Annotated in this window: 7 protein-coding genes; 3 read left to right on the forward strand and 4 right to left on the reverse strand. The window is 70.1% G+C overall.

Annotated features, from left to right (window positions below; genetic code table 11):
* The first annotated feature begins 165 nt into the window (after nucleotides 1-165).
* Nucleotides 166-1,311 (forward strand): phosphate ABC transporter substrate-binding protein PstS, encoded by a 1,146-nt coding sequence (gene pstS, locus U9R90_RS01200; protein ID WP_411054468.1) that lies wholly within the window; start codon nucleotides 166-168, stop codon nucleotides 1,309-1,311.
* Between the two features lie 21 nt (nucleotides 1,312-1,332).
* Here the strand turns inward: pstS and U9R90_RS01205 are convergent, their stop codons facing one another.
* Nucleotides 1,333-1,827, reverse strand: coding sequence for a DoxX family protein (locus tag U9R90_RS01205; RefSeq protein ID WP_411054469.1), 495 nt, complete (start codon nucleotides 1,825-1,827; stop codon nucleotides 1,333-1,335).
* Nucleotides 1,828-2,108: 281 nt separating this feature from the next.
* Here U9R90_RS01205 and U9R90_RS01210 point away from each other — a divergent pair, with 281 nt between their 5' ends.
* The gene (locus U9R90_RS01210; RefSeq protein ID WP_411054470.1) at nucleotides 2,109-3,089 is read left to right on the forward strand and encodes an ABC transporter substrate-binding protein; all 981 of its coding nucleotides are present in this window, start codon (nucleotides 2,109-2,111) and stop codon (nucleotides 3,087-3,089) included.
* A gap of 95 nt (nucleotides 3,090-3,184) precedes the next feature.
* On the opposite strand, the gene U9R90_RS01215 is transcribed toward U9R90_RS01210, so the two are convergent.
* Nucleotides 3,185-3,844 (reverse strand): nitroreductase family protein, encoded by a 660-nt coding sequence (locus tag U9R90_RS01215; RefSeq protein WP_411054471.1) that lies wholly within the window; start codon nucleotides 3,842-3,844, stop codon nucleotides 3,185-3,187.
* A gap of 83 nt (nucleotides 3,845-3,927) precedes the next feature.
* Here U9R90_RS01215 and U9R90_RS01220 point away from each other — a divergent pair, with 83 nt between their 5' ends.
* Complete coding sequence (locus U9R90_RS01220) at nucleotides 3,928-4,305, forward strand: winged helix-turn-helix transcriptional regulator (RefSeq protein WP_411054472.1); 378 nt, start codon at nucleotides 3,928-3,930, stop codon at nucleotides 4,303-4,305.
* A gap of 19 nt (nucleotides 4,306-4,324) precedes the next feature.
* Here the strand turns inward: U9R90_RS01220 and U9R90_RS01225 are convergent, their stop codons facing one another.
* Both U9R90_RS01225 and U9R90_RS01230 read right to left on the reverse strand, forming a co-directional pair.
* Nucleotides 4,325-5,716 (reverse strand): glutamine synthetase family protein, encoded by a 1,392-nt coding sequence (locus U9R90_RS01225; RefSeq protein WP_411054473.1) that lies wholly within the window; start codon nucleotides 5,714-5,716, stop codon nucleotides 4,325-4,327.
* Nucleotides 5,713-7,518 carry an IucA/IucC family protein gene (locus U9R90_RS01230; RefSeq protein WP_411054474.1) on the reverse strand — a complete coding sequence of 602 codons (1,806 nt, stop codon included), beginning with the start codon at nucleotides 7,516-7,518 and terminating at the stop codon, nucleotides 5,713-5,715. The genes U9R90_RS01225 and U9R90_RS01230 overlap by 4 nt, the downstream gene beginning before the upstream one ends.
* Between the last annotated feature and the right edge of the window lie 55 nt (nucleotides 7,519-7,573).

Here is a 7,573-nt window from a genome sequence, read left to right on the forward strand (position 1 = left end):
ATACAGCCGGTGCGTGGTCTCGGCGTGCGGCGTCGCAGGTCATGAATGGGGTCTCCCCTGCTCAGGGGGGCATCTGACGCCTGGTGTTCGTCCGGGGTTCGCCAGGGCGAGGCCCACATCGACGACCATCTGTATCCCCTGAGCACGCCATCAGAGGGGGATCAAGTGCGGCATCGACACAAGCGACGGTCGTATCTGCTGCCCGCCGCCGCGGGTACGGCCGTCGCGGCGGCGGCGGTCGGGGGTGTCCTGCTGTTCTCGCTGGACGGCCGCGGCGGATCCGAGGGGCGCGACGACGCCCCGCGGTCGGCACCGGCCGCGGCGCGGATCGACTGCGAGGAGAGCGGCAAGGTGGCAGGGTCGGGTTCCACGGCCCAGCAGAACGCGGTGAAACGCTGGATCAAGGAGTACCAACGGGCGTGTCCCGGGGTCCGCATCGCCTATCGGCCCCTCGGCTCTGGCGCCGGAGTGGCCCAGTTCCTGCGCGGCGCCACGGCGTTCGGTGGCACCGACGGGGCGCTCAAGCCGGAGGACGTGGAGTGGTCGAAGCGGGTCTGCCCCGGTGGGCGGGCCATCGACCTGCCGATGGTGGGCGGGCCGGTCGCCATCGGCTACAACCTGGCCGACGTTGACGACCTGGTCCTGGACGCCCCGACCCTGGCGAAGATCTACGACTCCGAGATCACGCGGTGGGACGACCCGGCGATCCGGAAGCTCAACCCGGGTGTCGAGCTGCCCGGCACCGAGATTCAGGCGGTCCACCGCTCCGACGGATCGGGCACGACGGAGAACCTCAACGCCTATCTCTCCCAGGCGGCCCCGCAGCAGTGGCCGTACCCGGTCGAGAAGGCGTGGAAGGGCAAGGGCGGACATTCCGCGGACGGTTCCGACGGTGTGGTGTCCGCGGTGAGGTCCACACCCGGCGCACTCGGCTACTTCGAGTTGTCCTTCGCCGAGGCCGCGAAGATTCCCACGGTGCGGATCGACACCGGCGCCGCCGAGCCGGTCGAGGCCAGCCCCCAGACCGCGTCGGTCGGCATCGCGGCGGCCGAAGTGGTGGGCAAGGGCAAGGACCTGACCCTGAAGCTGGACTACGGCACGAGTGCCGACGGGGCCTACCCGATCGTCCTGGTCGCGTACGAGATCGTGTGCGATACGGGGAACGACGCCGAGGCGCTGCCCGCGTTGAGGTCGTTCCTCAGCTACACGGCGGGCGAGGAGGGGCAGAAGCTCCTTCCCGGCATCCACTACGCGCCGCTGCCGGAGAAGGTCGCCGTTCAGGTGCGGGAGGTCATCCGTACGCTGTCCTGACCGTGCCGCCCGCGCGCGACGTCAGGGGCGGGTGGCGGCCTCAAGCCGGGCGTGGCGCGAGAGGCGGGCGTCCAGCGAGTACGTGCCCCCGCCGACGATCAGCAGGAAGAGGCTGCCGCACAGCTGGGCGAGGTCGGTACGGGACGCGTGGGCGAAGTCCCAGAAACCGCTGGCGTCGGTGAACAGCGGGGCGTCGCCCCACAGGATGGGCAGTTTGGTGATGGCCAGCGCGCCGACCATGTTGACGACCATCGGGACGGCGGCGACGCGCGTGAGCAGACCGGCCAGGAGCAGCAGCCCGCAGCCGATCTCGAAGGCCGCGTCGAGCGGGGCGAAGAAGCCGGGGGCCGGGATCCCGGCCTGGTCGAAGCGACCGGTGCCGAGCCGGTCCGGGTCCAGGAACTTCTGGATGCCCTCGGACAGGAACACCGCCCCGACGTACAGGCGGATGAGGAGCACCGCGCCCGGTGCACGGGTGGCGGTGAGCCGTGCCCACCAGTGGGCGGCGTCGGGCATGCGGTACCCCTCACTGCACTACGACGCCGGGGCGGGGTCCCGAAAGGGAGGGCGGCGTCGGTGCGCGTATCGTCCAGGGCCGCGCGCCCGCGACGCAAGCAACAGGGCCGTGAACGAGCCATGTTGACCCGGTCTGCTCCCTCGCGTGACGCCGGCCCGTCGTCCTCTCACCATCGCCGTGATCAGCACGTTACTTGTCCCACAGCCCATGCAAAGGTTAGGCTCGCCTAACTTACGGTCCGGGGTGAATTCGGGCCAACGTCAGGAGAGGCTTTCCCTAGATGTCCAGTTCCCTCACTCGGTCCGCGACGTTCGTCGCTCTCGCCGCCGCTGCCGCTGTCACGCTCACCGCCTGCGGCGGGGGCGACAGCGACACGTCGTCCTCCGAGAGCAAGAAAGACGACGCCGCCACGCACACGGTGAAGACGGTCATGGGGGATGTGAAGGTCAACGACGCCCCGAAGCGGGTCGTGGTGCTCGACACCGACGCGCTCGACTCGGCTGTCACCCTCGGCGTCACGCCGGTCGGTGCCTCCACCGTCGTGGAGAAGGCACCGTTCTCCACCTACCTTCCCGAGGACAAGCTCAAGGACATCAAGCCGATCGGAGTGATCGGTGAGCCGAACCTTGAGGCGATCAACCAGCTGAAGCCCGACCTGATCCTGGGCAGCAAGGTCCGCTACGAGAAGCACCACAAGGCGCTCTCGGCCATCGCCCCGACCGTGTTCTCCGACACCACGGGCCCGACCTGGCGCAAGAACTTCGACCTGCACGCCGACGCGCTCGGCAAGAAGAACGAGGCCAAGAAGGTCGTCTCCGACTACGAGGCGCACGTCAAGCGGCTGACCGACGCGCTGGGCGGGCCCGCCAAGGCCAAGGAGACCAAGGTCGGCTTCGTGCGCTTCGTCGAGGGCGCGGACACCCGCCTCTACCTCAACGACACGTTCGTCGGCTCCATCTTCAAGGACCTCCAGGTCGGCCGCCCGGCGAACCAGGACACCACCGGCTTCTCGCTCGACATCAGCCCCGAGCAGATCGACAAGGCCAACGCCGACGTCATCTTCTACTCCACCTACGGCGACGCGAAGAAGGCCAAGGAGACCGACACCACCGGCGGTCCGCTGTGGAAGAAGCTGGACGCGGTGAAGAACAAGAAGACCTTCAAGGTCGACGACAACCTGTGGATGCTCGGCATCGGCTACACCGGCGCCGGCCAGGTCCTGGACGAGATGGAGAAGAACTACGGCGCCGCCGCCGAGTGATCCCGCTCGACCAGAGCCGCCGCTGAGCTCTCAGAGACAGGCTCTGCCCCAAGGCCGAGGGCCCGTACGGAATTCCGTACGGGCCCTCGGCCTTGCTAGCGATGTGACCGAGAAGGGTGGCCGGGCGCCCCGTACGACTCGTGGAAGACGTTGCGCTCCTGCGGTCGGCGGCCGGGGTGGCGGCGTTCCTCCGCCGGATAGCCAACGGACACCAGCAGCGCGATGGCGAGGTCGTCGCGGTCGCCGATGCCTATCGTCTTCTTCACCTTGGCCTCGTCCCAGCCGTTCATCGGCGAGGTGGCCAGCCCCATCTCCGTGGCGGCGAGCATCACGTAAGTGGCCGCGATCAGGGCGTCCTTGACCGCATACTCGCGCAGCAGGCCCCGTTCCTCGAGGTCTTCCTGGAAGGCGTGTGCCGCCGCGGAGAACATCGTGACGAACTCCCTGCTCCACGCTCCGTTACGGCGGGCCTGGTCGTGCACATCGCTGTGGTCGTCGTGCCAGGACAGCGGCTCGGCCACGAAGACCAGCATGAGCGGCGCTTCCTGCGGCTGGGGCTGACCGCCGGTGGCCCAGGCCAGACCCGCACGACCCTCGTTGCTGGTGACGGCCACGATCGACCGGTCCTGAAGGTTCCAGCTGGTGGGTGCCTCGATGGCGAGCGCGAGGAGTTCATCGAGGGCGGCCGCGGGGATCGGCTCGGGCCGGTAGTGGCGGACGGTACGGCGGGTGCGGATGGCTTCGGCCACAGACATGATCGGATGCGTCATGTGACTCACTATCAGAGAGTGACTCTCCACAGGGAAGAGGGCACTTTTTAGTGCGTTACTCTCCCCTCATGGAGACCTTCGTGGAGTCCTCTGGGCTGCCCGCCGACGCCTTCTCGGCGAAGTGCCCGACCCGCCAGGTGCTCGACCACATCGCGGGCAAGTGGACGATCCTGGTCGTGGACGCCCTCCTCGAGGGCACGATGCGGTACACCGACCTCAGTCGGCGCATCGAGGGCGTCTCGCAGAAGATGCTCACCCAGACCCTGCGAAGCCTCGAGGCCGACGGGTTCGTCACCCGCACCGTCCACCCCACCATCCCGCCCCGGGTCGACTACGACCTCACATCACTGGGCCGCAGCCTGGCCGAGCCCATCACCGCACTCCGGCAGTGGACCGAAACCCACATCAACGAGATCGAACGAGCCCGGAGCCGGGCACACCCCTGACCCTTCACGGGCGTTCGCATCACAGGCGTTCGAAGCCGCGGACGCGCTCCCAGTCGGTGACGGCCGTCTCGAAAGCGGCCAGTTCGGTGCGGGCGGCCTGTGCGTAGTGGGCCACCACCGACTCGCCGAACACCTTCGCGGTGATCTCGCTGGTCTCCCAGCGGTGCAGCGCCTCGGTGAGCGTCGAGGGCAGCCGCGGCACCGACGGGTCGGCGAGTGCGTTGGCGGTGTGCGGGGCCGGAAGCTCCAGGCGGTTCTCGATGCCGTACAGGCCCGCGGCGACGGCGGCCGCCACGGCCGTGTACGGGTTGGCGTCGCCGCCGGGCACCCGGTGCTCGATCCGCAGCGAGGAGCCGGAACCGACCACCCGGATCGGGCAGGTGCGGTTGTCCCGGCCCCAGGTGATGCCGGTCGGGGCGAACGCGCCGGGCTGCAGGCGCTTGTACGAGTTGATGTTGGGCGCCATCAGCAGCGCGAAGTCGGGCAGACAGGCGAGCTGTCCGGCCACGAAGTGCCGCATCAGGTCCGACATTCCGTCGTCCGCCGACGCGTCCGCCAGCACCGGCGTGCCGTCGGTGCCGCGCAGCGAGAGGTGGATGTGGCAGGAGTTGCCCTCGCCCTGGTCGAACTTGGGCATGAACGTGAGCGCCACGCCTTCCTGGGCGGCGATCTGCTTGGCGCCGTTCTTGAAGAAGACGTGGTTGTCGCAGGTGGTCATCGCCTCGGCGTAGCGGAAGACGATCTCGTACTGCCCGGCGTGGCACTCGCCGCGCGCGGTCTCCATGGCCAGACCCGCGCGCCCCATCTCGCGGCGGATGCGGCGCACCACGGGCTCGATCTCGGACAGGCCCTGCAGCGAGTAGTCCACGTTGTACGCGGTGGCCGTGGCCAGGCCCTCGTAGCGGCGCTCCCAGGCCTCGCGGTAGGAGTCCAGGAAGACCAGGAACTCCAGCTCGGTGCCGGCCAGTGCGGTCAGGCCGCGCTCGGCGAGGCGGTCCAGCTGGGTGCGCAGCAGCTGCCGGGGGGCCACCTCGACCGGGTCGCCGCCGGGCCAGGTGGCGTCCGCGATGACCAGGGCCGTGCCCTCGTCCCAGGGCAGGGTGCGCAGGGTCGCCGGGTCGGGGCGCAGGACGAAGTCGCCGAAGCCGTCCTGCCAGGCGTCGATGGCGTAGCCGGGTCCGGTGCCCATCTCCACGTCGGATGCGAGGAGATACACGCAGGCGCCGAAGCCGTCCCGCGCGGCCTCGCCCAGGAAGTACGGGGCGGACAGGCGGCTGCCCTGGAGGCGGCCCTGGAGGTCGGGGACGGCGACGACGATCTCGTCGACGGTGCCGTTCTCGGCGTCGGCGCGCAGCCCCGCGTACGGCTCGCGCTCGTACGGCTCGCGCTCGTACGGCTCGGAGGTGGTCATATCTGCTCCTGCGTGGGGACGGTGGCGAGCGGGTTGGCGACGGTGCCGTGGACGACGTCGAAGCCCTCGTCCTTCTCGGCGCGGTCGTGGAAGCCGCCGCCCAGGAGCTGTTCGCGGTTCAGGGCGATCCGGTCGAAGGACGGGGCGAGCAGCCCGAACGCCTCGAAGCGGTCGGCCAGTTCGGGGAAGCGGGCGTGGTAGCGCTCGATCTCCGCGCGGGCCATGGCCCAGAAGTCGCTCTCCGGGACGCCGAGATGCTCGGCGACCAGCGGCGCGAAGAACCGGAAGTGTCCGGCGAATACGGCGCTGAGCAGGGAGTGCGCCAGTTCCTGGGCGGGCCAGCGCAGCAGCACCTTGTCGGCGCGCGGGGTCAGGGTCGCGTACTCGGGGCGCGGTTCGGGCAGCAGGTTGACGTCTTCGGCGAAGTCCTTCACGGCGATGCCGATCGGGGTGTCCGTACCGTCGAAGAGGAGCACGGTGTTCTCGCCGTGCGGGCAGAACGCGACGCCGTAGCGGTAGAGGTAGTGCAGCAGGCCGGGCAGCAGAGCGGCGAAGAAACGTTCCAGCCAGGCCTGTGGGGCGAGCCCGGAGCGGTCCACCAGCTCGGCGACCAGGGTCCGGCCGTCGGATCCTGTCTTGAGCAGCGCGGCCATGGTGCGGGCCCGCTCCCGCTCGCCAAGGAGCGCCGCGACCGGCTCCCGCCAGACCGCGCCGAGCAGTTCGTGGAAGCGGTACGGGGCGTCCTGGACGGACTCGTACAGGGGGTGGTGCACGGCGACCGCCGCGACCTCGCCGAGCGGGTGGAAGCGCAGCTCGTCGCGGAGGTACGGGTCCCCGTCGCGCACCTCGTGCAGCCAGGCGCTGACATCGGGGGCGGCCTGCGTGGGCTCGGTGGAAAGACCGCGCCACACCAGGGTGTTGCGGATGAGCAGCGGCACCTTGACGTTGCGGCGGTGCGGGTGGTCGAGGTTGGCGAGGGTGCGGATGGACTGCAACGGGCGGTAGCGGTCCGGGCCCTGGCCGAGCAGCACGATGCGGCCTTCGGCGAGGTAGGGGGCGAAGAGCGGGGCGACCGCCTCGTCCCAGTGGTAGGGGTGCACCGGAAGCCAGGTGAAGTCCTCGGCCTTCAGGCCGCTTTCGGCGCAGCTCTCGGCAAGGGACTCGGCGAAGCGCTCCCTGGTGGCCGCGTCGAGTTCTTCGGACAGCAGCTGCTCGGCGTCCAGTCCTGGGATGCCCGCGTACGCGGCGAGGCTGGTGTGGACGCCCGCCCACAGCAGGCGTACGGCGCGGGCCGACTCGGGGGCGTAGGCGGCGGCGTCGGACACGGAGAAGCCGAGCCGTCCCTTGTTGAGGAGCATGCAGGGGTGGCCGTCCTGGTAGGCCTCCAGCTCCAGGTGGCCGAGGCCCGCGAGCTCGTCGGCGGGCCTGGCGTGCGTGATGGCCTCGGCGTCGGCGCGGCGGGTCGCGGTGAGTTCGCGCAGGACCTCGGCGGTGGTGGGACCGTCCCAGCCGAGTACCGGGCGGGCGTCCAGGAGCAGCCGCTCGGGGCCGTTGTCGCCTTCGGCGGCGGGGTGGCGCTGGATCGACGCGGGGTCGACGCGCCAGGTGCCGAAGGTGCCGCGCGTGGCGTGGAACGTCCAGTGGACGCCGTCGCCCCCGGTTTCCCCGAAGGAGAGGCGGTAGGTGTCCGGGGTGTCGTGGGCCTGCGGGGTGAGGAGTTCCTCGTAGGCGAACTCCTCGATCGCCTTGACGAGCAGACGGCGGCCCGCCTGCGCCCAGGCGTCCTTGGCGGGGTGGTTCATCGGTGGATCTCCTCGGAGTACGCGGGTACGGGGGTGGGGGGTGGCGCTGTGTCCC

It is taken from the genome of Streptomyces sp. E11-3, from assembly GCF_046540415.1.
In the GTDB taxonomy this organism is placed as follows: Bacteria; Actinomycetota; Actinomycetes; order Streptomycetales; family Streptomycetaceae; genus Streptomyces.